The 24,232-nt window shown below is 63.7% G+C and carries 22 protein-coding genes and 1 tRNA gene; 11 read left to right on the forward strand and 12 right to left on the reverse strand.

What is annotated here, in order from left to right; all coding sequences use genetic code 11:
* The first annotated feature begins 19 nt into the window (after positions 1-19).
* Positions 20-763: a DNA repair protein RecO gene (gene recO, locus ACSU1G_RS00660; RefSeq protein WP_439277977.1), complete on the forward strand. Its 744-nt coding sequence runs from the start codon at positions 20-22 to the stop codon at positions 761-763.
* Complete coding sequence (locus tag ACSU1G_RS00665) at positions 760-1,557, forward strand: isoprenyl transferase (protein WP_439277978.1); 798 nt, start codon at positions 760-762, stop codon at positions 1,555-1,557. Before recO ends, ACSU1G_RS00665 begins: the two co-directional genes overlap by 4 nt.
* On the opposite strand, the gene ACSU1G_RS00670 is transcribed toward ACSU1G_RS00665, so the two are convergent.
* The gene (locus ACSU1G_RS00670) at positions 1,503-2,108 is read right to left on the reverse strand and encodes an AAA family ATPase (protein WP_439277979.1); all 606 of its coding nucleotides are present in this window, start codon (positions 2,106-2,108) and stop codon (positions 1,503-1,505) included. The two genes, ACSU1G_RS00665 and ACSU1G_RS00670, sit on opposite strands and share 55 nt — an antisense overlap.
* A 52-nt stretch (positions 2,109-2,160) precedes the next feature.
* Here ACSU1G_RS00670 and ACSU1G_RS00675 point away from each other — a divergent pair, with 52 nt between their 5' ends.
* Positions 2,161-2,862, forward strand: coding sequence for a DsbA family oxidoreductase (locus ACSU1G_RS00675; RefSeq protein WP_439277980.1), 702 nt, complete (start codon positions 2,161-2,163; stop codon positions 2,860-2,862).
* Positions 2,863-2,872: 10 nt separating this feature from the next.
* Here the strand turns inward: ACSU1G_RS00675 and ACSU1G_RS00680 are convergent, their stop codons facing one another.
* The gene (locus ACSU1G_RS00680) at positions 2,873-3,367 is read right to left on the reverse strand and encodes a glutathione peroxidase (RefSeq protein WP_439277981.1); all 495 of its coding nucleotides are present in this window, start codon (positions 3,365-3,367) and stop codon (positions 2,873-2,875) included.
* A 61-nt stretch (positions 3,368-3,428) separates the two neighbouring features.
* Here ACSU1G_RS00680 and dusB point away from each other — a divergent pair, with 61 nt between their 5' ends.
* The 5 genes from dusB (at position 3,429) to ACSU1G_RS00705 (ending at position 8,780) form a co-directional block, all read left to right on the forward strand.
* Complete coding sequence (gene dusB, locus ACSU1G_RS00685) at positions 3,429-4,583, forward strand: tRNA dihydrouridine synthase DusB (protein WP_439277982.1); 1,155 nt, start codon at positions 3,429-3,431, stop codon at positions 4,581-4,583.
* Positions 4,576-5,940: a deoxyguanosinetriphosphate triphosphohydrolase gene (locus ACSU1G_RS00690; protein WP_439277983.1), complete on the forward strand. Its 1,365-nt coding sequence runs from the start codon at positions 4,576-4,578 to the stop codon at positions 5,938-5,940. The genes dusB and ACSU1G_RS00690 overlap by 8 nt, the downstream gene beginning before the upstream one ends.
* Positions 5,940-7,799, forward strand: coding sequence for a DNA primase (gene dnaG, locus ACSU1G_RS00695; RefSeq protein ID WP_439277984.1), 1,860 nt, complete (start codon positions 5,940-5,942; stop codon positions 7,797-7,799). Before ACSU1G_RS00690 ends, dnaG begins: the two co-directional genes overlap by 1 nt.
* 37 nt (positions 7,800-7,836) lie before the next feature.
* Positions 7,837-8,613 carry an ATP-binding cassette domain-containing protein gene (locus ACSU1G_RS00700; RefSeq protein WP_439277985.1) on the forward strand — a complete coding sequence of 259 codons (777 nt, stop codon included), beginning with the start codon at positions 7,837-7,839 and terminating at the stop codon, positions 8,611-8,613.
* A 94-nt stretch (positions 8,614-8,707) separates the two neighbouring features.
* A tRNA-Asn gene (locus ACSU1G_RS00705) sits at positions 8,708-8,780 on the forward strand.
* A gap of 121 nt (positions 8,781-8,901) precedes the next feature.
* Here the strand turns inward: ACSU1G_RS00705 and ACSU1G_RS00710 are convergent.
* Entirely contained in the window at positions 8,902-9,432 is a 531-nt protein-coding gene (locus ACSU1G_RS00710) for a septum formation family protein (protein WP_439277986.1), read from the reverse strand.
* Between the two features lie 126 nt (positions 9,433-9,558).
* Entirely contained in the window at positions 9,559-10,125 is a 567-nt protein-coding gene (def, locus tag ACSU1G_RS00715; protein ID WP_439277987.1) for a peptide deformylase, read from the reverse strand.
* A gap of 62 nt (positions 10,126-10,187) precedes the next feature.
* On the opposite strand from def, the gene ACSU1G_RS00720 reads away from it, so the two are divergent.
* Positions 10,188-11,210, forward strand: coding sequence for a DMT family transporter (locus ACSU1G_RS00720; protein WP_439278661.1), 1,023 nt, complete (start codon positions 10,188-10,190; stop codon positions 11,208-11,210).
* On the opposite strand, the gene pgl is transcribed toward ACSU1G_RS00720, so the two are convergent.
* The 6 genes from pgl to tkt are packed head-to-tail and all read right to left on the reverse strand — an operon-like array spanning position 11,204 to position 19,307.
* Positions 11,204-11,983 (reverse strand): 6-phosphogluconolactonase, encoded by a 780-nt coding sequence (gene pgl / locus ACSU1G_RS00725; RefSeq protein ID WP_439277988.1) that lies wholly within the window; start codon positions 11,981-11,983, stop codon positions 11,204-11,206. The genes ACSU1G_RS00720 and pgl overlap by 7 nt on opposite strands.
* Positions 11,984-11,988: 5 nt before the next feature.
* Complete coding sequence (locus tag ACSU1G_RS00730) at positions 11,989-12,924, reverse strand: glucose-6-phosphate dehydrogenase assembly protein OpcA (RefSeq protein WP_439277989.1); 936 nt, start codon at positions 12,922-12,924, stop codon at positions 11,989-11,991.
* Positions 12,921-14,468 carry a glucose-6-phosphate dehydrogenase gene (gene zwf, locus ACSU1G_RS00735; RefSeq protein ID WP_439277990.1) on the reverse strand — a complete coding sequence of 516 codons (1,548 nt, stop codon included), beginning with the start codon at positions 14,466-14,468 and terminating at the stop codon, positions 12,921-12,923. The genes ACSU1G_RS00730 and zwf overlap by 4 nt, the downstream gene beginning before the upstream one ends.
* 23 nt (positions 14,469-14,491) lie before the next feature.
* Positions 14,492-16,099, reverse strand: a complete 1,608-nt coding sequence (locus tag ACSU1G_RS00740; protein WP_439277991.1) for a glucose-6-phosphate isomerase — start codon at positions 16,097-16,099, stop codon at positions 14,492-14,494.
* Positions 16,096-17,208 (reverse strand): transaldolase, encoded by a 1,113-nt coding sequence (gene tal / locus ACSU1G_RS00745; RefSeq protein WP_439277992.1) that lies wholly within the window; start codon positions 17,206-17,208, stop codon positions 16,096-16,098. The genes ACSU1G_RS00740 and tal overlap by 4 nt, the downstream gene beginning before the upstream one ends.
* Complete coding sequence (gene tkt, locus ACSU1G_RS00750; RefSeq protein WP_439277993.1) at positions 17,205-19,307, reverse strand: transketolase; 2,103 nt, start codon at positions 19,305-19,307, stop codon at positions 17,205-17,207. Before tkt ends, tal begins: the two co-directional genes overlap by 4 nt.
* A gap of 215 nt (positions 19,308-19,522) precedes the next feature.
* On the opposite strand from tkt, the gene ACSU1G_RS00755 reads away from it, so the two are divergent.
* Positions 19,523-20,428: a heme o synthase gene (locus tag ACSU1G_RS00755; RefSeq protein ID WP_439277994.1), complete on the forward strand. Its 906-nt coding sequence runs from the start codon at positions 19,523-19,525 to the stop codon at positions 20,426-20,428.
* Positions 20,429-20,493: 65 nt separating this feature from the next.
* A complete protein-coding gene (locus ACSU1G_RS00760; RefSeq protein WP_439277995.1) occupies positions 20,494-22,419 on the forward strand; it encodes a KAP family P-loop NTPase fold protein in 1,926 nt (641 codons plus the stop codon).
* Between the two features lie 50 nt (positions 22,420-22,469).
* On the opposite strand, the gene ACSU1G_RS00765 is transcribed toward ACSU1G_RS00760, so the two are convergent.
* A complete protein-coding gene (locus ACSU1G_RS00765; protein ID WP_439277996.1) occupies positions 22,470-22,841 on the reverse strand; it encodes a hypothetical protein in 372 nt (123 codons plus the stop codon).
* Positions 22,842-22,996: 155 nt separating this feature from the next.
* Positions 22,997-24,085 carry a COX15/CtaA family protein gene (locus ACSU1G_RS00770; RefSeq protein ID WP_439277997.1) on the reverse strand — a complete coding sequence of 363 codons (1,089 nt, stop codon included), beginning with the start codon at positions 24,083-24,085 and terminating at the stop codon, positions 22,997-22,999.
* Positions 24,086-24,232 lie beyond the last annotated feature (147 nt).

Here is a 24,232-nt window from a genome sequence, read left to right on the forward strand (position 1 = left end):
CGCAGAGGATAATCGAGGGGTGCCCACCTATCGAGATGAAGCGGTGATCCTGCGCACTCACAAACTCGGTGAGGCAGATCGCATCGTCACCATGCTCTCTCGGCGCAACGGCAAGATCCGCGCCGTCGCAAAGGGCGTGCGGCGCACCTCGTCGAAGTTCGGCTCGCGGCTCGAGCCCTTCATGGTCGCCGACGTGCAGCTCTATCAGGGACGCTCGCTCGACATCGTGCAGCAGGCGGAGTCTCTCGGTGCCTACGGGAGCGAGATTGCGGCACACTACGACCGCTACACTTCTGCGAACGCCATGGTCGAGACGGCGGATCGCTTGAGCGATGCCGAGGCCACGCCCGAGCAGTATCTGCTGCTGGTCGGGGGGCTGCGCGCACTCTCTCGTGGTGAGCACGCTCCGCGCAGCATCCTGGATTCCTACCTGCTGCGTGTGATGGCGCTGTCAGGGTGGGCGCCTTCACTGAAAGACTGCGCCCGATGCGCCACTGCTGGCCCACACCGCAACTTCGTCGGCCAGCTCGGCGGGATGGTGTGCGTGAACTGCGCGCCGGCCGGCAGCCCCAAGATTTCGGAGTCGACACTGCAGCTGATGCGGTCGCTGATGCGCGGCGAGTGGGATGCCGTGGATGCCGCAGCTCACTCTGACACCGCAGCCAGCTCTGGGCTCATCTCCGCGTATGTGCAGTTCCATCTGGAACGCGGCATCCGCTCGCTCGCTCACATCTCCGACTCGTCTCGAGAGGGAAGCCGTTGACTCCGAAGCCGTACACGCACAAGGATGCCGTCGCGTATCGTCCGCTGGCCTGGACGGGCATCCATCCTCCTGCATTTCCCAAGGTGCCGGAGCACGTGGCAATCGTCATGGATGGCAATGGTCGCTGGGCGAACCGCCGCGGGCTCAGCCGCATCGAGGGTCACAAGGCCGGGGAAGAGGTGCTGCTCGATGTCGTGGCCGGCGCCATCCAGGCCGGTGTCAAACACCTGAGCGTGTACGCCTTCTCGACGGAGAACTGGGCGCGATCGCCCGAAGAGGTGCGTTTCCTGATGGGCTATAACCGTGATGTGCTGCATCGGCGCCGCGACCAGCTCAACGAGTGGGGTGTGCGGGTGCGCTGGGCTGGCCGCAAGCCGCGACTGTGGGGCTCGGTGATCAAGGAGCTGCAGCATGCCGAGAAGCTGACGGCGGGCAACGATGTGCTCACGCTCACGATGTGCGTCAACTACGGCGGACGGGTCGAGCTCGTCGACGCGATGCGTCACATCGCGGGGGATGTTGCTGCGGGGAAGATCAAGCCGAATGCGATCAGCGAGAAGATGATCCGTCGCAATCTTTACGTACCGGACATGCCCGACGTCGATCTGTTCCTACGCAGCTCGGGGGAGCAGCGCACCTCGAACTTCCTGCTGTGGCAGTCGGCCTACGCCGAGATGGTGTTCCTCGACACGCTCTGGCCCGACTTCTCGCGCGAGGAGTTGTGGCGTGCGATCGAGGTTTACGTATCGCGGGATCGCCGCTTCGGTGGTGCGGTCGATGTGCCGGACGCCTGAGCGTGCAGCCAACTTTCCGTCTCGCGGGGATGCTGCAGCCGCACGATCGTCAGGTGCGGGAATTCTGCCTCGATGTGCGGCATCCGATCGGTCCACTTATTGCGCGTGCGTTTCTGCCAGTCCAGGATGTTTTCGTCGCCTCGAACCCACAGTGCCTGCCACAGGTTCGGTTCGACGTTCCCGTTCCACAGCTTTGTACGCAAGATTCGGCGCTTCATCGTCCGGCGGATCAGTCTGCGCCGAACGAGCGGATACGGATAGTCCATCCAGACGAGCACATCCGCGCGCACTGGCAGGATCTTGTCGGTACCTTTGCCGGTGTACTGCCACTCGGTGACCCAACGGTCCGTCGCGGCGAACGCGCGGACGTCGTCGAGGAACTCCGGCCGCGGCGTCCATTTTGGCCCATGGTGCAGGGCATCCAGCTCGTGATGCACAAGGCCCCAGCGTGTGGCGATCCGGCTCGCGAGCGTCGTCTTGCCCGCTCCGGTGACCCCTGCGATCAGCACACGATGCGGCACGAGGGGCAGTGGGTCATCGGCGGTAAGCACTCGAAGATGCTATCAACGGAATACTCGGGGCTTTGCGTCGGTTCCCCCTGATGTGAGCAAACCTATTTCAATTGACATCTGGTCCGACATCGCCTGCCCCTGGTGCTACATCGGCAAGCGCAATCTTGAGACAGGCCTCAACGCCATCGCAGGCGATGCAGATGCCCCCGAGGTCACCGTCACCTTCCATTCCTTCGAACTCGCACCTGACACTCCCGTCGATTTCGAAGGCGACGAGATCGACTTCCTTTCCGGACATAAGGGCATGCCGCGTGAGCAGGTCGTGCAGATGCTCGACAACGTCACGAACGTCGCCAAGAACGCCGGTCTCGAATACCGCTTCGACCTGCTCAAGCACACCAACACCATCAAGGCGCACGAGCTTCTCCACCATGCCAAGGCAGAGGGGCGCCAGCTCGAGATGGAAGAGCGTCTGATGTCGGCGTACTTCATCGAGGGCAAGCATGTCGGCCGGGTCGATGACCTTGTCGAACTCGCCGTTGAGGTCGGCTTGGATGCTGACGCCGCTCGCGACGCCTTGAACAACGACAAGTACGTGCCCGCCGTCCGCCAGGATCAGGCGCAGGCACAGGCGTACGGCATCCAGGGCGTGCCGTTCTTCGTCATCGACGGACAGTACGGCATCTCAGGCGCTCAGCCTCCGGAGACGTTTGAGAACGTGCTGCGCGACCTCTGGGCCAAGCGCGGCGAGTCAGCAGACGATGTCGCGGTCGTAGAAGAAACGGCCGTCTAGCGAGGGCGCTCTAGCGAGTCAGGGCGCCCTCGATCGCTTCGACGATCTCGGGGGCGTCCGGCTTCTGCTTCGGGCGGAAGCGCTTCACGGAGCCGTCCGGTAGCACCAGGAACTTCTCGAAGTTCCACTCCACCCGGCCGGACTTACCACCGGCATCCGATGTCTGCTTCAACGCCTTGTAAAGGTCAGTGGCCTTCTTGCCGTTGACCTTGACCTTGTCGTTGATCGGGAAGCTCACGCCGTACGTCGTCGAGCAGAACTCCAGAATCTGCTCGATCGAGCCAGGTTCCTGCCCCATGAACTGATTACTCGGGAAGCCGACCACACTGAAGCCGCGTTCGCCATAGGTGCGCTGCAGCTGTTCGAGCTGCTCGTACTGCGGCGTGAGGCCACATTTCGACGCGACGTTGACGACGAGCAGTACATCAGCACCGAAGTCGTTGAGGGTCTTCTCAACTCCCCGGGCATCCGTGAAGGGGATCTGGCGCAGCGCGGAATCGGTCATATCCACAGCCTATGTCGCGTTGAGGCGCCGGAGGCCGGGAGGGTGGGAGAATAGAGGGGATATGACTATGGCTCCTGCTCCCGCGCGCGCGTTGCGCATCGGCCCGATCGACCTCGACGTGCCCGTCGTCCTTGCCCCCATGGCGGGGATCACGAACACGGCATTCCGACGCCTGTGCCGTGAATACGGTGCCGGCCTCTACGTCAGTGAGATGATCACCTCGCGTGCGCTGGTCGAGCGCAACGAGACCACCATGCGTCTCATCCAGCATCACGAGAGTGAGACGCCGCGGTCGATCCAGCTGTACGGCGTCGACCCGAAGACGATTGCCGATGCCGTTCGCATCATCGTCGCGGAAGATCACGCTGACCACATCGACCTGAATTTCGGATGCCCCGTACCCAAGGTCACCCGAAAGGGCGGGGGAGCAGCGCTGCCCTGGAAGACCACACTCTTCGCCGACATCGTCACACAGGCGGTGAAAGCAGCCGGTGACATCCCGCTCACCGTCAAGATGCGCAAGGGCATCGACCCCGATCACCTCACCTTCATTGACGCGGGGCGTGCCGCAGAGGATGCCGGCGCCGCAGCTGTCGCGCTGCACGCGCGCACGGCGAACGAGTTCTACTCCGGTCACGCCGACTGGAATGCGATCGGCGAGTTGAAGCAGGCTGTCACCAGCATCCCGGTGCTCGGCAACGGCGATATCTGGTCGGGCGCTGACGCTGTGCAGATGATGGCGCAGACAGACTGCGACGGGGTCGTCGTCGGTCGCGGATGCCTGGGCCGCCCCTGGCTGTTCGGAGAATTGGCTGAGGCATTCGGCGCGGAGTCTCGTCCGGTCGATGCCACTCTCGGCTTCGTCGCGAACGCGTTCCGTCGTCACGCCGAGCTTCTCGTCGAGTTCCTCGGCGACGAATCTCACGGATGCCGCGATATTCGCAAACACGTCGCCTGGTACTTCAAAGGCTATCCGGTCGGTGGCGACGTGCGCACCGGCCTTGCCACCGCACAGAGCCTTGCGCACATCGACGATCTGCTCGGTCAGCTCGACCACGACGCGCCATACCCCGGTGAGGATGCCGAGGGTCAGCGCGGGCGTTCCGGTCGGCCGAAGCGGACAGCACTGCCGGACAAATGGCTGGAATCGCGCGAGGTCGCGGCAGACGCCAGCGAGATGCTGCGCGGTGCGGAGATCGAGAACAGCGGTGGTTAAAGTTCTGGACGGATACGAGCCGCGCGACACCGAGCGCTTCGTCGCAGAGACTCATCGTTCTGAGCGCGACGGATTCGCCCGAGACAGGGCGCGTGTGCTGCACTCCGCCGCTCTGAGGCGACTGGCCGCCAAGACCCAGGTGCTGAGCCCTGCGAGCACGGCAGATTTCGCCCGCAACCGTCTGACGCACTCGCTTGAGGTCGCACAGGTCGGCCGTGAGCTGGCTGTCGAGCTCGGCGTCTCGGCCGATGTCGTAGACACCGCCTGCCTCAGTCACGACCTCGGACATCCGCCGTTCGGGCACAACGGCGAGCGCGCCCTCAACGATTGGGCGGAGCCTATCGGCGGCTTCGAGGGCAATGCGCAGTCGCTGCGCATCCTCACCCGCCTCGAGGCGAAGGCGCTCGATGAGAACGATCATTCGGTCGGGCTCAACCTCACGCGGGCGAGCCTGGATGCCACCTGCAAATACCCCTGGACGATTGACAATCCTGTTCCTGACCCCGGGGGTCGGCTGAAGTTCGGCGTCTATCCCGATGACGAGCCGGTCTTCCGATGGATGCGCGAAGGCACCCCCGGCCGACTGCGCTGCATCGAAGCGGAGATCATGGATCTCTCGGATGACATCGGGTACTCGGTGCACGACTTCGAGGATGCCATCGTCAACGGTTACCTCGATGTCGCCCAGCTCTCCGACCCCGCGGAACATCATGCGCTGGTCGGTCGCATCCAGCAGTGGGTCGGGTACGACTTCACTCGAGAAGAGCTCGCTGATGCGCTGTATCGGCTGACACGTCAGCCGATGTGGCTGAAGTCGTTTGACCGCTCACGTCGTGACCTTGCCCGGCTCAAGAACCTCACAAGTGACTTGATCGGCCGCTTCGCGCGTGCCTCGGTCAGCGCGACTCGTGAGGCATATCGAGGGCCATCTCTTGCCCGGTACAACGCGCACGTCGTCGTGCCGCGCGTCGTCGAGACAGAGATTGCCGTACTCAAGGGAATCATGGGCCAGGCTATCGTCACCATCGAAGCACGCAAGGGCGTCTACAAGGAGCAACGTCGAGTGTTGAAGCGGCTTGCCGATTCGCTCTGGTCGACCGATGCCCTGTGGACAGCCGGCGCTGACGTTCTCGAGCCGGCCTTCGCCGCTGACTTCGTGGCAGCGTCCACCGACGCGCAGCGAGCCAGGGTCGTGGTCGATCAGATCGCGAGCCTCACCGATCAGACGGCGCTGGACTGGCACAGCAGGCTCGTCGGCGACATCGACCCGGCCGAGGTAGGTATCTGGACGCCGCGCACTGCCCGCGCTGGGGTCGGTGTGCACGTACCGACCCGTGTGGTCGAGGGGGCCAACTGATGGCGCGGATCCTTCAGGCAGACGTCGATGAGGTCAAATCTCGCACGAACATCGCCGATATCGTCGGTGAGCGCGTTGCGTTGAAGTCGGCCGGTGTCGGATCCCTCAAGGGGCTGTGCCCCTTCCATGACGAGAAGAGCCCGAGCTTCCACGTGCGGCCGCAGGTGGGTTACTACCATTGCTTCGGCTGCAGCGAATCGGGGGATGTGTACTCATTCCTGCGTGAGATGGACCATGTCAGCTTCACCGAAGCGGTGGAGAAGCTCGCGGGCCGCATCGGCTACACGCTGCACTACGAAGACGGCGGTGCCGCACCAGAGAACAGTGGCCGCAGCCGTCTCTACGCGGCGAACACGGCTGCGGCGGAGTTCTTCCGTGGCCAACTGCTCAGCACAGAGGCAGAGACGGGCCGCCGGTTCCTCGGTGAGCGCGGCTTCGATGCCGGTGCGGCAGCGCACTTCGGTGTCGGCTTCGCTCCTCGCGGCTGGGACGGGATGCTCAAGGCACTCACCACGCAGGGGTTCACCCGTGACGAACTGCTGGCGGCGGGACTCGTATCGCAGGGGCAGCGGGGCGTATACGACCGCTTCCGAGGCCGTCTGGTGTGGCCCATTAGAGATGTCACCGGTCAGACGATCGGCTTCGGTGCGCGAAAGCTGTTCGATGACGATCAGGGCCCGAAATATCTGAACACCCCGGAGACGCCGATTTACAAGAAGGCGCAGGTACTCTACGGGCTCGACCTCGCCAAGCGCGACATCTCACGCGGTGACCCGAGGCGCGCGGTGATCGTCGAGGGCTACACCGACGTCATGGCATGTCACCTCGCGGGCATCACGACCGCAGTCGCCACCTGTGGCACGGCATTCGGTTCTGAGCACGTCAAGGTGCTGCGCCGTGTGATGGGTGACGATTCCGCCGCGGGCGAGGTGGTATTCACTTTTGACGGGGATGAGGCAGGGCAGAAGGCAGCGCTGCGCGCCTTCACGGAGGACGATCGCTTCAATGCGCAGACTTTCGTCGCCGTCGCCCCCAATGGGCTCGATCCCTGTGACCTGCGCCTGCAGCGTGGGGATGCCGCCGTGCGCTCTCTCATGGATACCAAGGTGCCGATGTTCGAGTTCGCGATCGACCGCAAGCTTGCGGGATTCGACCTGGCCACGGTAGAAGGCCAGGTAGGGGCGTTACGCGCTGCCGCCCCTATCGTCGCGGAGATTCGTGACCGGCTGCTGCGGCCTGGTTATGAGCGGGTACTCGCTCGCCGACTCGGCATGGATCCCACCGAGGTGCGCGCTGAAGTTGAGCGTGCAGCGCGCGGGCAGAGCCATGCGCCGGCGCGACGAGAGCCGGTATCGCCGACGCAGGCAGGGGCGGATTCGTCAGAGATTGCTCCGGTGACATTGTCGAGCCTGCCGCGCACGGCGGATATCGCGATGGAACGGGGCGCGCTCATGGGCGCGCTGCAGTACGGCCACCAAGTTGATCAGGTGATGCTCTCGCGCGCGCTGGAGGTGCCGTTCCGGCATCCTGCTCTCGAAGCGGTACGCGAAGTCGTGATCGCGGTCGCGGATCGCACCCGCGTCGGCTGGGCGATGGATGCGGTGAACGCGGTGCGCGAGCCATACCGCTCTCTCGCCGGTGAGTTGCTCATGACGCCGTTCCCCGCGCGCGATGAGGCCGGTGCTGTCGCATCGACCGCAGATCTCGGGCGGCGTATGATTCTGCGCAATCTGGAACGCGAGAAGAACGAGCTCCTCGGGGCTGTGCAGCGAGTGTCTGCTGATTCCGATGGAGGACGTGCCCTGCGCATGAAACTTCGTGATCTCGACATCGAGCGTCAGCGCTTCACCGAGTCGTAACGGCCCGGTATACCGAATTCGGGAGAGGATGGAGCCTATGTCTGGCCGGTCTCCTTCTCCGCACGCAATCGACTGTTCCGATCTCGTCATTGATCGGATGGGTCGCGGGTTGGCGACGCGCGCGGTCGATGGGGTGACCTTCGAGCTCGCTCCCGGCGAACTCATCTGCGTCGCCGGGCCCACCGGCTCTGGCAAATCGACGCTGGTCGCCGCCCTTGCAGGTTCCACTGACCCGTCAGTGCGCATCGTTGGCGGGCATGCACAGGTATGCGGTGTGAATGTGCGCAAGCCTGGTCGAAGGCACCGTGAACTGACCTACCTCACCGGATTCATTCCCCAAGGTGCTGGCGCAGATCTTTCGCCGACGCTGACAGTCAGCGAGGTGATCTCCGAACCGATCGTGATCCGGGAGAAGCGAGTTAACACCAAGGCTCTCGCGATCCGGGTTGCGACACTGCTCGACGAGATGCACCTTCCGCTGGGTACTGCAGCGAAGTTTCCGTACGAGCTCAGCGCCGGGATGCGTCAGCGCGTCGCGATCGCGCGTGCGTTCGTGCTGGAGCCGCGCGTACTCATCGCAGATGAGCCGCTCGCTAACCTCGATCTGGAGGTGCGCCCGGTTGTGTTCGATGCGATCACCAGGCGTCGCAAAGAAGAGGGTATGGGCGCTCTGCTCGTGACGAACGATGCCGCGTTCATCCGTGAACTGAACGCCGAAACGCTCATGTTGAAGGGCGGACACGTCGTCGCTCGCGGCGTGGGCAAAGACCTGCTCTGGGTACCGAATGCCGAGGCTGATTCGCGGGTTCGGTGAAGCGCGTGACGACACGCCCGAGGGCTTCGACGATGTCACAAGCACGCTGTGGAGTTTGCTAAGATCGTAGAGTTGCCTCGGCGACGACGCATGATCCCCGATAGCTCAATTGGCAGAGCAGCCGACTGTTAATCGGCAGGTTATTGGTTCGAGTCCAATTCGGGGAGCAGAATGTGGAAGGCCCCGTCATCACGACGGGGCCTTCTGCGTACTCGCCGCCCTGTGATCTGCGCAACAAAGAAGAGACCCCGCCGAATGGCGAAGTCTCTTCTTCAACGAGCGGCTGGATCAGCGCGCAGCACCTGCAAGGGAGCCGGTGACATCGAGCTGTGCCTGGCCTGTTGCGTCAGCGGGATCCGGTTCGTAGATCACGCACTGCACCATGCGGTCGTCCGCCTGCGTCCAGGTTTCTTCAGTGGGAGTCAGCCACCAGAAGTCGAGGGCGGATTCGTAGTAGTCGAACCCGACGAAGTCGTTGAATGCCGGGACGCACTGGGCTTCGACCTCGGCGGTGATCTCGTCTTCGCTAGGCAGGTCGCCTTCTGCAAGCGCGAACTCGAAGAACACCTCATCCGCGTGCGGTTCAGTGCACGGCACGACATCGGCATCGGAGATCTCGCCGTCTGTGTCGCTGGCGGGCATGCAGTCGCCGACCTTCAGCGCGAAGATGCCGATTGTCGACTCCTCGGTGACGTTCCCCTCGTCGTCGCGCTGGGCGTCTCCGCCGCCGAGGATGCCGCTCAGCGCGCTGCATCCGGTCAGTGCGAGGCTTAACGCGACAGCCGTGCCGGCAAAGGCCAGCGCGCTACGTGTGCGCATTCTCATATTCTGTGTCCCCTCCAAGGATGGTTAGTCGGTCGAGGATGAATACCTCGCCCAGGGAACGCTACTTCAGTGCGAATCTATGCCGCAACTTTGAAATTTCAATCGAAAAGCTGTACGCACTTAGCTTTCCAGATCGTCGACGCCAGGCATCCAACTTGAACCAGGACGTCCCCATTTCTGCTTGCGTGCGATCTTCTGCACCGTCTTCCAATCGCCGTCGGAAAGTCGGTCCACGTAGAGGATGCCGTCGAGGTGATCGAATTCATGCTGCATGATGCGCGCGCGCCATCCGTCGACCTCGATGCGCACCGGCTCGCCGTCCAGATTGAGGCCTGTCACGAGCACGCGCTCGGCGCGGCGCAGCGGGAAGCGCTCACCGGGGAAGGAGAGACATCCCTCGGATTCTTCGTCGGGATCAGGCGCTCCAGGCTCGGGCGGCGACATCCACAGCACGGGGTTGATCAGCACACCACGCCACGGCTGGTCATCATCGTCGGGGTAAGAGTACGTGTAGATGCGCAACGGCACGCCCACCTGCGGGGCAGCGAGGCCCACGCCGGGAGCGGTATCCATGGTCTCGTACATGTCGGCGACAAGAGTGCGGATCTCATCGTCGATCTCTTCGACCAGGGATGCGGGGGAATGCAGGACAGGATCGCCCATGATGCGAATCGGAAGAACAGCCACGCCATAACCCTACTGTGAGCACAGCGCCCGGTAGGGTTTTAGGTGTGAGCGTGAGCGTGTGGATGACAGCGGCTGATGTCGGCGACCAGCTCGTCGGTGCGTTTGAGAACCCGGGCCTGCTCCTTGGCATCCCGCTGGCTCTTGCGGGTGCGGTGTTCATGTCGTTCGGCGCGCAATATCAGTACCGGGGCGTCGCGAAGGTCGAGCGTCTCAGCGGCACTGCCGGTACGACCGGTCTCAGCGTCGGGCAGCTCAAGCACCTGCTGACTCGCCCCTCCTGGCTCATCGGCACGCTGATGCTGGGGCTGGCGATCGTCTGCCAACTCGCTGCGCTGTCCGTCGCGCCATTGATGGTCGTGCAGCCGCTGGGTGCCATCGCGCTGGTGATCACGACTCTGCTGAACGCCCACATTTCGGGACACACTCCCACAAAGAAATCCCTCATCGCCATCGGCGCCTGCGTGGGCGGCATCTTCATCTTCGTCTTCTTCGCGGCGATCTTCGCCACAGAGCAGGAAATCGCCGATCGCGAGCTCTTCACGATTCTCGCGATCCTCCTTGTCGTGATCATCGTGCTCGGCGGATGCTGGCTGATCCTCCGCCACCGCATGCGGGCGCTCTTCTACGTCGTCGGCGCCGGCATCCTGTACGGATTCGTGGCGACGTTGGCGAAGGCCGTCATCAAGCGTGTGCAGGCAGGTGAGTTCGACTGGGTCACCCTGGTGTGCGTGATCGCACTCGTCGCCGCATCCGCGGTGGGCGCCTACTTCGTGCAGACCGCGTACAGCTCCGGGCCGCCCGATCTCGTCATCGCAGGGCTCACCGTCGTCGATCCGATGGTGGCCGTCCTGATCGGGATGCTCGTACTCGGCGAAGCTGCAGCGGCGCCAGGCTGGGCACTGATCTGCTTCGGTATCGCCGGCGCGATCGCAATCTGGGGCGTTGTCAGCCTCGCTCGCTACCACCCGCAGGTGCTCAGCGAGAGCCAGGATCTCGGAATTCCCCGGGGGAGCGGCGATTCTGCGCAGGCGCCAGAATCATCGACTGACAGTTACGGCCCCGGCGTCGAACGCAGCGATCAGTAAGCCTGGTCGATGAGGTCCTCGGAGACCTCAGAGGTCGCAGCCTCATCCACGAAGAAGATGGTGCGCTTGCGCCCCTTGGCGCCCGCAGCGGGCACGCTGGTGTAGCTCGCGCCCGCGAGAGCAAGACCGAGTGCAGAGGCCTTGTCGGCACCCGTGAGTACCAGCCAGACGCGCTTGGACGAGTTGATCACCGGACGAGTGAGCGTCACACGCTCTGCCGGTGGCTTGGGCGAGTCGCGCACAGGTAGCGTCGCGGCAACCGTCTCGGTGACTTCCGAACGATCAGGAAACAGCGACGCGATGTGACCGTCGGGTCCGACGCCAAGGAAACACACCGCGAATGACGGCCATGCGTGCTCATCCGTACCGAACTTTGCCAGCTCAGCGGCATATGCGTCGGAAGCCTCATCGAGGGTCAGGCCGCTGTCTGCGGCTGCGACCTCGTGAATATTCTCGGCCGGCAGCTCGATGTGATCCAGCAGCGCCGCGCGCGACTGCAGCGCATTGCGATCCGCATCGTCAGCGGCGACGAACCGCTCGTCACCCCACCAGAAATGCACGAGCGACCAGTCGATCTTGCTCGTCTTCGGGTGCTCCGCCACTGCACGCAGAACCGCGCCACCCATCGAACCGCCGGTGAGAGCGATATGCGCGATTCGACCGTTCTTCGTGCGCGCTTTCACTCGGGTGAGGAATCGGTCTGCCACTCGTGTTGCGAGAGCAGCGGGGGTCGGCTCGACGACGACCAGCTTCTCAGCGGATGATGACTGCATGCCGTTCACTCTCCAGTCTCGGGCGGACCCAGCTTCTCCCAGCCCTCGGTAATCACTCGACCGTACAGGACGTCGGGGTCGAGGCGCCGGAGCTCCTCCGCCAGGCACTCGCGCAGGGTGCGACGAGGAAGATGCAACTCATGATCAGGCTGGCCCGGCTGTGTGAGCACCGCCACGCTGGTCTCCGGTCGCTCCAGCAGAATGTCGCCGCTGGCGCGTGTCAGACGCACCGACTTGATGCCGGCTTCCCAATGTCCTGGGTTCTCATACGTCCACGTCACCGGCACCTTGAGTGAAAGGCGCAGCCACGCGGCCAGCAGAGCGGTTGACGGCGATGCTGCGGCACCGTGCACCTCGACAGCGGTAACCGGCTCATAGGGAGGCTGATCGAGCACTGCCGCGAGCTGCTCGCGCCAATGCGTGAGACGCGTCCAGGCAAGATCAGTGTCGCCCGGGGCATGCGTCTTGCCGAGCAGTGCGAGTCGATCGCGCACATCGGGAGTGGTCGCGGCATCCGTGATCCGGCGCTGCGCAATGCGACCCAGCGGCGAGGCTGCCGGATCGATCGGTGCTTCCTCCGGCCACCATGCAACGACGGGCGCATCCGGCAACAGCAATCCGGTGACGAGGCTTTCTTCGTTGCTGGCGGCGGCGCCGTAGGCACGCAGGACAACGACTTCGCTCGCGCCAGCATCCCCGCCGACGCGGATCTGCGCGTCGAGGTGAGAGGGCCCCTCGCCTGTGGTCAGCACGATGACCCGCATCGGATGCTCGCGAGAAGCGTCATTGGCCGCGTCGATGGCGGCTTCGGCCACACCGTTACGCGCCGAGATGATGAGCGTCAGCACACGGCCGAGGGCGACAGCGCCGCCCTCTTCGCGCACCTTGACGAGCTGCTTGCCGACCTGGCTGACGGTCGTGTCGGGAAGGTCAATGATCACGGTCGTCTCCAGACTCGTCCGTCGCGGGCAAGAAGGGCGTCAGCGGATGCCGGACCCCAGGATCCTGGGGCGTACTGCTCCAGGGGGCCGCCCTGAGCAGCCCAGTATTTCTCCACAGGGTCGAGAATCTTCCAACTCAGCTCCACCTCTTCATGGCGGGGGAAGAGTGGCGGGTCACCGAGGAGCACATCGAGAATGAGTCGCTCATAGGCCTCGGGGCTCGCTTCGGTGAATGCGTGGCCATAACCGAAGTCCATGGTCACGTCGCGCACGTTGGTGCCCGCCCCAGGAACCTTCGAGCCGAAGCGGATCGTGACGCCCTCATCCGGCTGCACACGGATGACAAGCGCATTCTGCCCGAGCTCCGATGCGTTGCTTCGGCCGAACAGATGTTCTGGCGCGCGGTTGAACACCACGGCGATCTCGGTCACCCGACGCCCCAGGCGCTTGCCGCTGCGCAGGTAGAAGGGCACGCCCGCCCATCGACGGTTCGCGATCTCCAACTTGATGGCTGCATATGTCTCGGTGACGGAGTCAGGGTTCATACCGTCTTCGCCGAGGAAGCTGTCGACCTCCTGGCCGCCCTGCCAGCCGCCGGCATATTGCCCGCGGGCGGTGGCCAGGGAGAGATCGTCAGGCAGCTTCACGGCTGCGAGCACTTTCTCCTTCTCGGAGCGCAGGTGCTCGGCGGAGAGGCTGATGGGCTCCTCCATTGCGGTGAGCGCGAGGAGCTGAAGAAGATGATTCTGGATCACATCACGCGCCGCGCCGATGCCGTCGTAGTACCCAGCACGTCCACCAACGCCAATGTCTTCAGCCATGGTGATCTGCACGTGGTCGACGTAGTTGCGATTCCAGAGCGGCTCATACAGCTCGTTCGCGAAGCGCAGAGCAAGAATGTTCTGCACTGTCTCTTTGCCGAGGTAATGATCGATGCGGAAGATCGAGTCCGCAGGGAATGCCACTTCCAGCGCCTGGTTCAGCGCCCGAGCAGAGTCCAGGTCGTGACCGAACGGCTTCTCGATCACCACCCGACGCCACTGGTCCTCACCGCGCTCCTCGCCGACGAGTCCAGAAGCCTTCAGCTGCTTGGTGACAAGCGGAAACGACTTCGGCGGGATCGACAGGTAGTACGCGTGGTTGCCCATCGTGCCACGTTCGATATCGAGCTTTTCGACCGTCTCGCGGAGCTTCGCGAATGACTCGGGGTTGTCGAACTCACCGGAGACGAAGCGGATGCCCTGCAGCAGCTGTTGCCAGGTCTCCTCGCGGAACTCAGTGCGTGCGTGCTCCTTCACGGCTTCATAGACGACCTGGGCGAAGTCCTGGTCCTTCCAATCGCGACGGGCGAAGCCGACCAGCGCGAACCCAGGAGGCAGCAGCCCCCGGTTCGCGAGGTCATACACCGCTGGCATGAGCTTCTTACGAGAAAGGTCTCCAGTCACACCGAAGATCACCAACGCGCTGGGACCTGCGATGCGATTGAGGCGACGGTCGTCGGGGTCGCGCAGCGGGTTATGGCTGCGTGATACGGGAGCGGTCATCGGCGGGGGAATCTCCTACGAATTTACTTCTGGGCGGCTTCGAACAGAGCGAGTACGTCGGCTGAGTCATCCGTGATCGTGAGCGACACGACCGGACGACCATGCTCGGCGAGTACGCCGGTGTCGCCGGCGGCCTGTGCCTGGATGAGCTGTCCGAAGGTGAAGGGGCGCTCAGGGATCTCCAGATCCACGTCGGTGCGCTCTAGGATCTGCAGGAACACACCCTGCGCGGGTCCACCCTTGTGGTATTGACCGGTGGAGTGCAGGAAACGCGGGCCCCACCCGAACGTGGTGGGACGACCGGAGTCGGCTGCGACCAGCTCGCGAAGGCCCAGCAGTTGTGGCAGTTCGAGGCGGTTGACATATGCCTGGATCGAGACGTAGCCGTCTTCCGGCAGCTGTGCCCACAGGGCATCCAACACTGCCTCGATGTTGCCCGATGCGGCCAGTGCCGGATCGGACACCCGAACCTCGATGCCGTTTTCCACGAATGCCGGCGCGGTCGGCTCTGGACGAGCATCCAGCAGACCGCGAGTGGCGATCTTGGCCGATTCGACGTCAGGCTGGTCAAAGGGGTTGATTCCGAGTAGATGACCCGCGATCACGGTGGCGTACTCCCAGACCAGCAGGCTCGCGCCGAGCGAGCCGCTGACGAGGATCTCACCCTGGTGACGCTCGCGCAGGTGGAACTCGTTCGCGTCGTCGACCAGGCGCACGATCTGCAGGTCGGCAGGAACGTTCTCGACCTCGGGGGAGACCGGAAGCAAGACGACCGGAAGGATGCCGGTGCCGTCCTTGCCGGTGGATTCTGCGATGAGCTGCTCGATCCAGTCCGGCAGGCCCTTGATATGCGTGCCATCCGTGATCAGGCCGAGCTTGTCCCGACGCGGGGTGGTGGCTGCGATCGCAGCGCCGAGCCGCAATGCGGGGTTGTCTGCCCGATCCACTGCCACCTGCAGGAGGGTCGCCTCAGCCTCATTGAGAAGCTCGGCGATGTCGACACCGGCGAGTCCGGAGGGCACCAGACCGAACGCTGTCAGCGCAGAGTACCGGCCGCCGACGTTCGGGTCGGCGTTGAAGACGCGGTAACCGCCCTCACGAGCGGCGACATCGAGCGGCGAGCCGGGATCGGTCACCACGACGATGCGCTCGTTCGGGTCGATACCGAGGTCACGGAAAGCCGCCTCGAACGTGCGCTTCGCCGAATCAGTCTCGACGGTGGAACCTGACTTGGAGGACACGACAAGAACGGTGTCAGCAACGCCCTCATCGAGCGCTGCCAGCACTTGTCCGGGAGCCGTCGAGTCAAGGATCGTGAGCGGGACGCCAGCGGTCTGGGCGATGACCTCCGGAGCGAGCGAAGAGCCGCCCATGCCGGCGAGGACCACACGAGTCACGCCCTTGGCATGCAGTTCGTCCCGCAGCGCGATGATCTCGGCGACCAGCGGGCGGGAGACCGAGACGGCCTCGACCCAGCCGAGTCGCTTCGACGCTTCTTCTTCAGCGGCTTCGCCCCAGAGCGTGGCGTCGAACCCCGTGATGCGTGAGGCGATGAGATCGCCGACCAGGCGAGGTACGACCTCATCGATCGCAACCTTCGCCGCGCCTGAGGCGTGGATCGAGAAGGTCATCGCTGGGCCTCGAGCCCCTTGGCAACCTGTGCCAGCAGATCGTGCCAGGAATCGATGAACTTCGCGACGCCTTCGTCCTCGAGAACCTGGGTGACATCGGCGAAGTCGATGCCGACCTCAGCAAGACCAGCGAAGACTGCACGTGCCGCCTCATAGCCACCAGTGATGGTGTCGCCGGTGATGACGCCGTGGTCGAAGGTTGCCTCGAGGGTCTTCTCCGGCATCGTGTTGACGACGCCCGGCGCAACGAGTTCCGTCACGTAGAGGGTGTCGGGCAACGCGGGGTCCTTCACGCCGGTCGAAGCCCACAGCGGACGCTGCAGGTTCGCGCCAGCATCCAGAAGCGCCTTGGCGCGGTCACCGGCGAACGTCTGCTCGAACAGCTCGTAGGCGAGGCGCGCGTTTGCGAGTCCGGCCTTGCTCTTGAGAGCGAGAGCCTGATCGGTGCCGATGGCCTCGAGACGCTTGTCGGTCTCGGTGTCGACGCGCGAGACGAAGAACGAGGCGACGGACTGGATCGTCGACAGGTCGACGCCAGCGGCCTTGGCCGTCTCCAAACCAGTGAGGTACGCGTCGATGACTCCGGCGTAGCGCTCCAGGCTGAAGATCAGTGTGACGTTGACGCTGATACCAGCGCCGATCGTCTCGGCGATCGCGGGCAGACCAGCCTTGGTAGCGGGGATCTTCACGAGCAGGTTCGGGCGGTCGATCTTTGCCCACAGCTCCTTGGCCTGTGCCACGGTGCCGTCGGTGTCGTGCGCGAGGTCAGGGGAGACCTCGATGGAGACGCGACCGTCGACGTGACCGGATGCTTCCCACACGGGGCGGAAGACATCGAGCGCTGCGCCGACGTCCTGCGTGGTGGCTGCGAATACCGCTTCCACAGCAGTGGCACCGGACGCGGCGAGCTCTGCGACCTGCGCGTCATATGACGTGTCATCCGCGTTGGTGATCGCGTTCGCGAAGATCGTCGGGTTCGTCGTGACGCCGGTGACGTTACGGGACTCGATCAGCTCTGCGATGTTGCCAGAGCTGATTCGGGTGCGGGAGAGATCATCGAGCCAGATGCTGACGCCGGCGTCGTGAAGCTGAGAAGTGGGGGTGCTCATGCGTTCTCCTTGATTGTCTCGCGTGCCGCCTCGACGACGGCTTCGGCGGTGATGCCGAACTGCTGGAAAAGAGTCTTGTAGTCGGCGGATGCACCGAAGTGGTCGATCGCGACGGAACGGCCGTGGGTGCCGACGATGCCGTGCCAGGTGAGGGATGATCCTGCCTCGACCGAAACCCGGGCAGTGACAGCTGCCGGAAGTACCGACTCGCGGTAGGTGGCATCCTGCTCGTCGAACCACTCCAGTGACGGGGCCGAGACGACGCGGGCGTTGATGCCCTCGCCTGCCAGCGTCTCGCGTGCGGCGACGGCGAGCTGCACCTCGGAGCCGGTCGCAATGAGGATGACGTCAGGGGTGCCGTTCGGAGCCTCAGCGAGCACGTAGGCGCCCTTGGAGGTGTTGCTCGCGGACGCGAAGACGTCACCGGAGGCTGCGTCGTCGCCGCGCTCGAACACCGGAACGTTCTGACGCGTCAGTGCGATGCCGGCCGGACCGCCGTTGCGACGCAGCAGTTCGAGCCACGCGGCAGAGGTCTCGTTGGCATCGGCCGGGCGCACCACCGTGAAGTTTGGGATCGCACGCAGAGTCGCGAGCTGCTCGATCGGCTGGTGGGTCGGACCGTCTTCGCCGAGTGCAACGGAGTCGTGCGTCCAGACGTAGATGCTCGGAATGTTCATGAGCGCCGCGAGACGTACGGCGGGGCGCATGTAGTCGCTGAAGATCAGGAATGTTCCGCCGAAAGCGCGGGTCGGACCGTGCAGCACGATGCCGTTGATAATCGCGCCCATAGCGTGCTCGCGGATGCCGAAGTGCAGGACGCGTCCGTACGGGTTGCCAGACCACTCGTGCGTAGACCACTGGGTCGGGACGAACGACGATGCGTTCTTGATGGTCGTGAGGTTCGATTCGGCGAGATCGGCGGAACCACCCCAGAGTTCGGGCATTTCCGCGGCCAGCGCGTTGATGACCTGACCCGATGCTGCTCGTGTGGAGACATCCTTGCCGGCCTCGAATACTGGCAGAGCCGCCTCGATGTCGGCGGGCAACTCGTGAGCCTCAAGCCGGTCGAGCAGTGTCTTGCGCTCCGGGTTCGCAGCAGCCCAGGCGTCGAAGGACGTCTGCCAGGCAGCGCGCTCTTCGGCCGAGCGGGCCGCGAGGGCGCGGGTGTGCTCGATGACATCGTCGGCGACAGCGAAGTGCTGCTCAGGGTCGAAGCCCAACACCTTCTTCGTCGCGGCAAGCTCATCGGCGCCGAGCGCAGATCCATGGATCTTGCCGGAGTTCTGCTTGCCGGGCGACGGCCAGCCGATGATGGTCTTGAGGATGATCAGCGACGGCTTGGAGGCCTCGCCCTTGGCAGCCTCGATTGCCGCGTTCAGCTCGGCGACGTCTTCGACGTATTCGCCGGTCTTCTTCCAATCGACGGTGATGACCTGCCAGCCGTAGGCCTCGTAGCGAGCCGCCACATCTTCGGTGAAGGCGATGTCCGTGTCGTCTTCGATCGAGATCTGGTTCGAGTCGTAGATCGCGATCAGGTTACCCAGCTGCTGGTGTCCGGCGAGGGACCCTGCTTCGCTGGTCACACCCTCCTGAAGGTCTCCATCACCGGCGACGACGTAGACGAAGTGGTCGAACGGGCTCGTACCCGCCGCTGCCTCCGGGTCGAACAAGCCACGCTCGTAGCGGGCGGCGTAGGCGAAGCCCACGGCAGAGGCGAGGCCCTGGCCGAGAGGGCCGGTGGTGATCTCGACACCCTTGGTGTGGCCGTACTCCGGGTGACCAGGAGTCAGTGACCCCCAGGTGCGCAGCGCCTTGAGATCGTCGAGCTCGAGGCCGAAGCCGCCCAGGTAAAGCTGCACGTACTGCGTGAGTGAGGAGTGGCCGACCGAAAGGATGAAACGGTCGCGACCCAGCCAATCGGTATCCGTCGGGTCGTGGCGCAGCACCTGCTGGTAGAGCAAATAAGCGACCGGAGCGAGACTCATCGCTGTGCCGGGGTGGCCGTTGCCGACCTTCTCTACGGCATCCGCCGCAAGAAGTCGCGCGGTGTCAACCGCACGTCGATCGATCTCAGCCCACTGGAATTCCGTCACGGTCATGCCCTTTCAAACAACTTCGAGGGCGCCCGAATTCCCCTGGCGCCTCCGCATCGTCACGGATAGGTGCACAGCGCCGGGCGCGCGAGTGGTTTTCAGCATAGCGGGGTGAGGTCAGCCATCAAATGCTTCTTACGTTGCGAGTCGTTCAGTTTGCTTGCTCTAGACTGAGAGGGTTGTCGTTGGTGTGTGCTGAGGAGGCGATCGTTATCTCGACCATGTCGCAGACGACGGCGGTGAAACGTCCGATTGTTAAGACGATCAAGGCGTACGTGTCGCTGACCAAGCCCCGTGTGCTCGAGTTGCTTCTCGTTTCCACCGTGCCGGTCATGTTCCTCGCCGAAGGCGGGATGCCGAATCTCTGGCTCGTCCTCGCCACGGTCATCGGCGGTTCACTCAGTGCCGGCTCCGCCGCCTCGTTCAACATGTACCTGGACCGGGACATGGATGCGCACATGCACCGAACCGAGAACCGGCCGCTCGTCACAGGTGAGATCTCACCGCGCGCCGCACTGATCTTCTCGTGGGTCCTCGCCGTGGCATCCACGGTGTGGCTGCTCGCCACCACCAACTGGCTGACAGCGACGCTGTCGGTCGCGGCGATCTTCTTCTACGTCGTGATCTACACGATGATCCTCAAGCGTCGCACCGAGCAGAACATCATCTGGGGCGGCATCGCAGGATGTTTCCCCGTGGTGATCGGCTGGTCTGCCGTCACCGGAGAGCTCGCATGGCCGGCCATCGTGCTGTTTGTGCTCATCTTCCTGTGGACGCCCGCGCACTACTGGCCGCTGTCGATGAAGTACCGCGATGACTATGAGGGTGCGGACGTTCCGATGCTCGGTGTCACGCGTAACGCCTCGCAGGTCGGCCTTCAGGTGATCCTGTACGCCTGGGCCACTCTGGTCTGCTCGCTGCTGCTGATCCCGATCGCAGGCATGGGTCTGGTCTACACCGTCTCCGCAGTCGTTTTCGGCGGATGGTTCGTATACGAGTCGCACCGCCTGTACAGCGAAGCAGTGCGTGGAACCCAGCCGCGTCCGATGCGGGTGTTCCATGCCTCGATCAGCTACTTGACTCTGCTGTTCGTCGCTGTGGCGGTCGACCCGCTGCTTCCGTTCTAGGCGCACGAGGCAGCTCCTTCTGACGCTACGATGACGGGAATCGTCGTCGAGCAGAAGGAGCCACAGTGTCGTCGGGGGACAAGAAAGCCAAGAACGGTTCGGATGACACGCGGGGAGTCATCGATACTCCGCTCGGCGAGGATTGGCTGAGCATTCAGCCGTACGTCGAAGGGCTGAGCGGCTTCATCGGTGGATGCCAGACTCCGATGACGATCGCCGTTCAGGGCGACTGGGGTACCGGCAAGACGAACATGATGCTGCTTGCCGAGCGCCAGCTTGCGCCGCACGGACACTTCCGCCTCTCCGACCCGCCAAAGAACGCACCGGAGGCCACCGAAGAAGCGCCGGTGTACACGATCCGATTCAACACTTGGCAGTACTCGCAGTTCGAAATGCAGGGTCGGCTGGTGGGAAGCCTGCTCGAAAACATTGGCGCGCATCTTCTGCTCGCGGAACCAGGCAAGAAGGGTGCGGAAAAGCGCAAAGAGTTTCTGAACGCACTGCTGCCGATCGCCTCTACGGCCGGGTTGAGCGTGCTACAAACCGGACTAGGGTTCGTCGGGCTGGGCGCACTCAGCGGCGTCGTGCAAGAAGTGTCAGCCGAGGCGCGCGTGGCTCTCGCTAAACGCAACGGTGGAGCGCCCGTTGAAGACGTGGCGGCGGTTCTCGTGGACGTGAAGGCCAAGTTCGCGGCGGCTGTCAAAGAGCTCGTCACGGCGGACGGTGACGCAGATACGGGACGATTGGTCGTATTCATCGACGATCTCGACCGGCTCGAGCCGCGTAAAGCAGTTGAACTGATGGAGTCGCTGAAGCTGTTTCTCGATGTGCCGCACTGTGTGTTTGTGCTTGCCATCGACTTCTCGGTCGTGCAGCAGGGCGTCATCGATAAGTACGGTTCGCGCATGGGCCGGGCGAAGGCCCGATCGTTCTTCGACAAGATCATCCAGGTGCCGTTCCAGATGCCCGTCGGGGCGTATCGACTGGAGGTCTTCCTCGACGAGTTGATCAAGGAAACGAGGTTGGTGCTCTCGGACGACGAACGATCGAGCTTCTTGGGCCTGATCCAGTATTCGGTCGGGAGCAACCCGCGATCGATCAAGCGCCTGATCAATACATTCATGCTCCTGCGCGGCATTTCCACGATCGGACGCCAGCAGAGCGATGAACGGGGTGCAACCGGACAATCCACCGCCCTGCAACTCTTCGCGATTCTGTGCCTGCAGACGGCCTATCCTGATGCATATCTGGAACTCGTGTCGGGCGACGTCGAAGAGTCATCTATTTTCCAAAGATTCTTCGTGGCAAGTGAAGGCAACTCGACTGAAGCGGACGAAGTGCAAAATTCCGCAGACGCTGAAAAGCTTCTTGTCGAGGCCGGTATCGAAGCAGGCGGCAAGCGTTTTGGTCAGCTGGCCAGCGAAATCATGAGCCAGTTCAAGAACCGCGACGGGTTCGACGTTGGAGCGTTCGAATCAGTGTTGAGGCAGGCCATCACCACGAGCTCTGGTGCTGATTCCACGCCATCCACATCGCGGCGCGGACCGAAGGTATACGGTGCGGATGCGCGTCAGCAGCGCATTGCGCAGAAGGCGCCATGGGCGGCTCGTCCCGGGGCGCTGGCGCTACCGGAACAGTTCTGCACTCGATTGGAGGACTCCTCAGAGCAGGTGCATATCGGCGTCCCGGAAAGCGACACCCAAGGCTGGGTCATCGAGGTTGCGCGTAAGCGTGTTGGGATGCTGCATGTGCGCCAAAAGTTCGTGCACGTTTCCCTCGAGCCTCGCTGGTTCAAAGAGAAGAATCCGAAGTTCTTCTACGAGAAGTTACGGAAGCAGTTTGCCGGTGACGCTGACTTGCTCGAACGGGTTGACGTCAACGACTACGGCGGATTTATCATCAATCGGATCAAGCCCACAGAAGCGGAACTTCTCGGTAGGCTCGCCGATTTTTGGGTGGACGTGATTCAAGAAGACCTGGACAAGCCCTAGCTCGGCAGATCCCGGGAGATGCTGCGTTCTCCCGGGATCTGAAGGCTGAGTCAGCGGGTAGCGAGCTCGTCCTCGGTAGCGGCGGCCGTCGCTTCTGCTGGCGCAGCGTCCGAGGCATCCGCATCCTCGGCTGTCCAATCGATCGGCGCGACGACGGCCGGTGCGGTGGCGGGAAGCAGAGCCTTCGCCGCGGCCAGCGCAAGAGCCAGGAGCAGGCCGATGATGCCTGCGCCGAGAATCACGGCACCGGTGACGATCAAAGACTGCCCGACGTAGACCTCGACGCCAGTCGCCGTTCCATCCAGCAGTGCGGTGCTCATCGTTGTGCTCTGGTTGGTGATGATCCATCCACCGACCGCGGCAGATGCGAGAGACAAGACGAGAAGCAGCCAGTACGAGATGTTGCGGGTGAGTTTGTTCATGCTCCCAGCGTCCCTGTCTCGCCAATGCGTACCCCCTGCGATTCCTATGCGCAGCATGTGCGCGCAGCACGCGCAAGCCCTCTGCGAGTGGGTAGTTGTGGCTCTGTTGCGCGTGATTTTCGAGCCACACCTGCCCACTCGCAAGGGGTTAGGGGCTAGGGGAGGGGGCGCTTTTGGCGGAGGACACACACTGTGTAGGCGGCGGCCGACAGCGCTGCGAGGACCATGTGGATGCCGACCAGGATCTCGGGCAGCCCATCGCGTGCCTGCCACACGCCGACGCCGACCTGTACCAGGATCGCCAGAACAAGCACCAGCAGCCAGCGTCGAGGCTCAAGCCGAAGAACCCATGCCGCAATAGTCAGAACAGCGACGAGGCCGGCGAGGATGTAGCCGGGCCAGGAGTGCACGTGAGCCAGGAACGTGGCGTCGAAGCCGTCCCGAATCACGTTCACATCGCCCGAGTGCGGACCCGAGCCGGTGGTGAGCACACCGAAGAAGATCGTCACGGCCAGGGCGAGGCCGGTGAGGTGCGACAGCATCGCGAACCACAGCGGGACGACGCGTTCGCGCACCGCATCCGACTCGCGCATCCGCACCAGGAATGCCGCGGCGACGCACACCAGAAGCAGCGACGACGCGTAGTGGAAGCCCACGATGGAGGGGTTGAGGCCGGTAAGTACCGTGATGCCGCCGACGAAGGCCTGGGCGACCACACCGATCAGGATGATCCAGGCGAGCGAGGTCAGGTCACGCCTGGCGGGGGTGATCCACAGTGAATGGATGCCACCGGCGATAGTCACCAGCAGCAGCCCCAGTGAGAAGAACGGGAACCCGGGCAGCCCGAGCAGATAGGCGATCACGAAGCACACGATGCCTGCGGCGATGCCGCCCAGCGCGAACCACAATGCAGCCACGACAGAGCGCCGTCCGCCGATCGCGTGCAGCGCGAGCAGGAGCACGGCGATGGCGATGATTCCCACCAGCCCGGTCATCGTGCGGTTTCCGAACTCGATGATGCCGTGGATGCCCTGTTCGGGCGTCGGCACCAGGGATTCCGGCGTGCACAACGGCCATTCGGAGCATCCGAGGCCCGATCCTGTCAGCCGCACCGCACCGCCGGTACCGATGATGATGACCTCGGCGAGGAAGGAGAGCCACGCCAACACCCGCAGCGGCCGACCAATCTTGATGGGCCCGCCGATCCGTGCGGGAGAGTCGACCAGTGCAGTGGTGTCGTGCATATGTCCTCCGGTCCACGCGCAGGCAGACGGGCGCGGCCCGTTTGTCAGGGGGAACCTGTAGAATCGGATTGTTGCGATGCGTGCGCTCAGCGCGAGACGCATCAGCAACAGTTTAGGCGCGAAGAATGCGTCCGTGATGAGGCCCAC

It is taken from the genome of Microbacterium sp. A93 (assembly GCF_051842835.1).

Bases quoted from the DNA above. Each gene is read 5' to 3' on its own strand.
- ACSU1G_RS00680 (WP_439277981.1), bottom strand. From the start codon at position 3,367: ATGACCGATTCCGCGCTGCGCCAGATCCCCTTCACGGATGCCCGGGGA.
- dnaG (WP_439277984.1), top strand. From the start codon at position 5,940: ATGGCGCGGATCCTTCAGGCAGACGTCGATGAGGTCAAATCTCGCACG.
- tal (WP_439277992.1), bottom strand. From the start codon at position 17,208: ATGAGCACCCCCACTTCTCAGCTTCACGACGCCGGCGTCAGCATCTGG.
- ACSU1G_RS00700 (WP_439277985.1), top strand. From the start codon at position 7,837: ATGTCTGGCCGGTCTCCTTCTCCGCACGCAATCGACTGTTCCGATCTC.
- ACSU1G_RS00740 (WP_439277991.1), bottom strand. From the start codon at position 16,099: ATGACCTTCTCGATCCACGCCTCAGGCGCGGCGAAGGTTGCGATCGAT.
- zwf (WP_439277990.1), bottom strand. From the start codon at position 14,468: ATGACCGCTCCCGTATCACGCAGCCATAACCCGCTGCGCGACCCCGAC.
- ACSU1G_RS00710 (WP_439277986.1), bottom strand. From the start codon at position 9,432: ATGCGCACACGTAGCGCGCTGGCCTTTGCCGGCACGGCTGTCGCGTTA.
- ACSU1G_RS00755 (WP_439277994.1), top strand. From the start codon at position 19,523: ATGTCGCAGACGACGGCGGTGAAACGTCCGATTGTTAAGACGATCAAG.
- ACSU1G_RS00720 (WP_439278661.1), top strand. From the start codon at position 10,188: ATGACAGCGGCTGATGTCGGCGACCAGCTCGTCGGTGCGTTTGAGAAC.
- dusB (WP_439277982.1), top strand. From the start codon at position 3,429: ATGACTATGGCTCCTGCTCCCGCGCGCGCGTTGCGCATCGGCCCGATC.
- ACSU1G_RS00765 (WP_439277996.1), bottom strand. From the start codon at position 22,841: ATGAACAAACTCACCCGCAACATCTCGTACTGGCTGCTTCTCGTCTTG.
- ACSU1G_RS00770 (WP_439277997.1), bottom strand. From the start codon at position 24,085: ATGCACGACACCACTGCACTGGTCGACTCTCCCGCACGGATCGGCGGG.
- pgl (WP_439277988.1), bottom strand. From the start codon at position 11,983: ATGCAGTCATCATCCGCTGAGAAGCTGGTCGTCGTCGAGCCGACCCCC.
- tkt (WP_439277993.1), bottom strand. From the start codon at position 19,307: ATGACCGTGACGGAATTCCAGTGGGCTGAGATCGATCGACGTGCGGTT.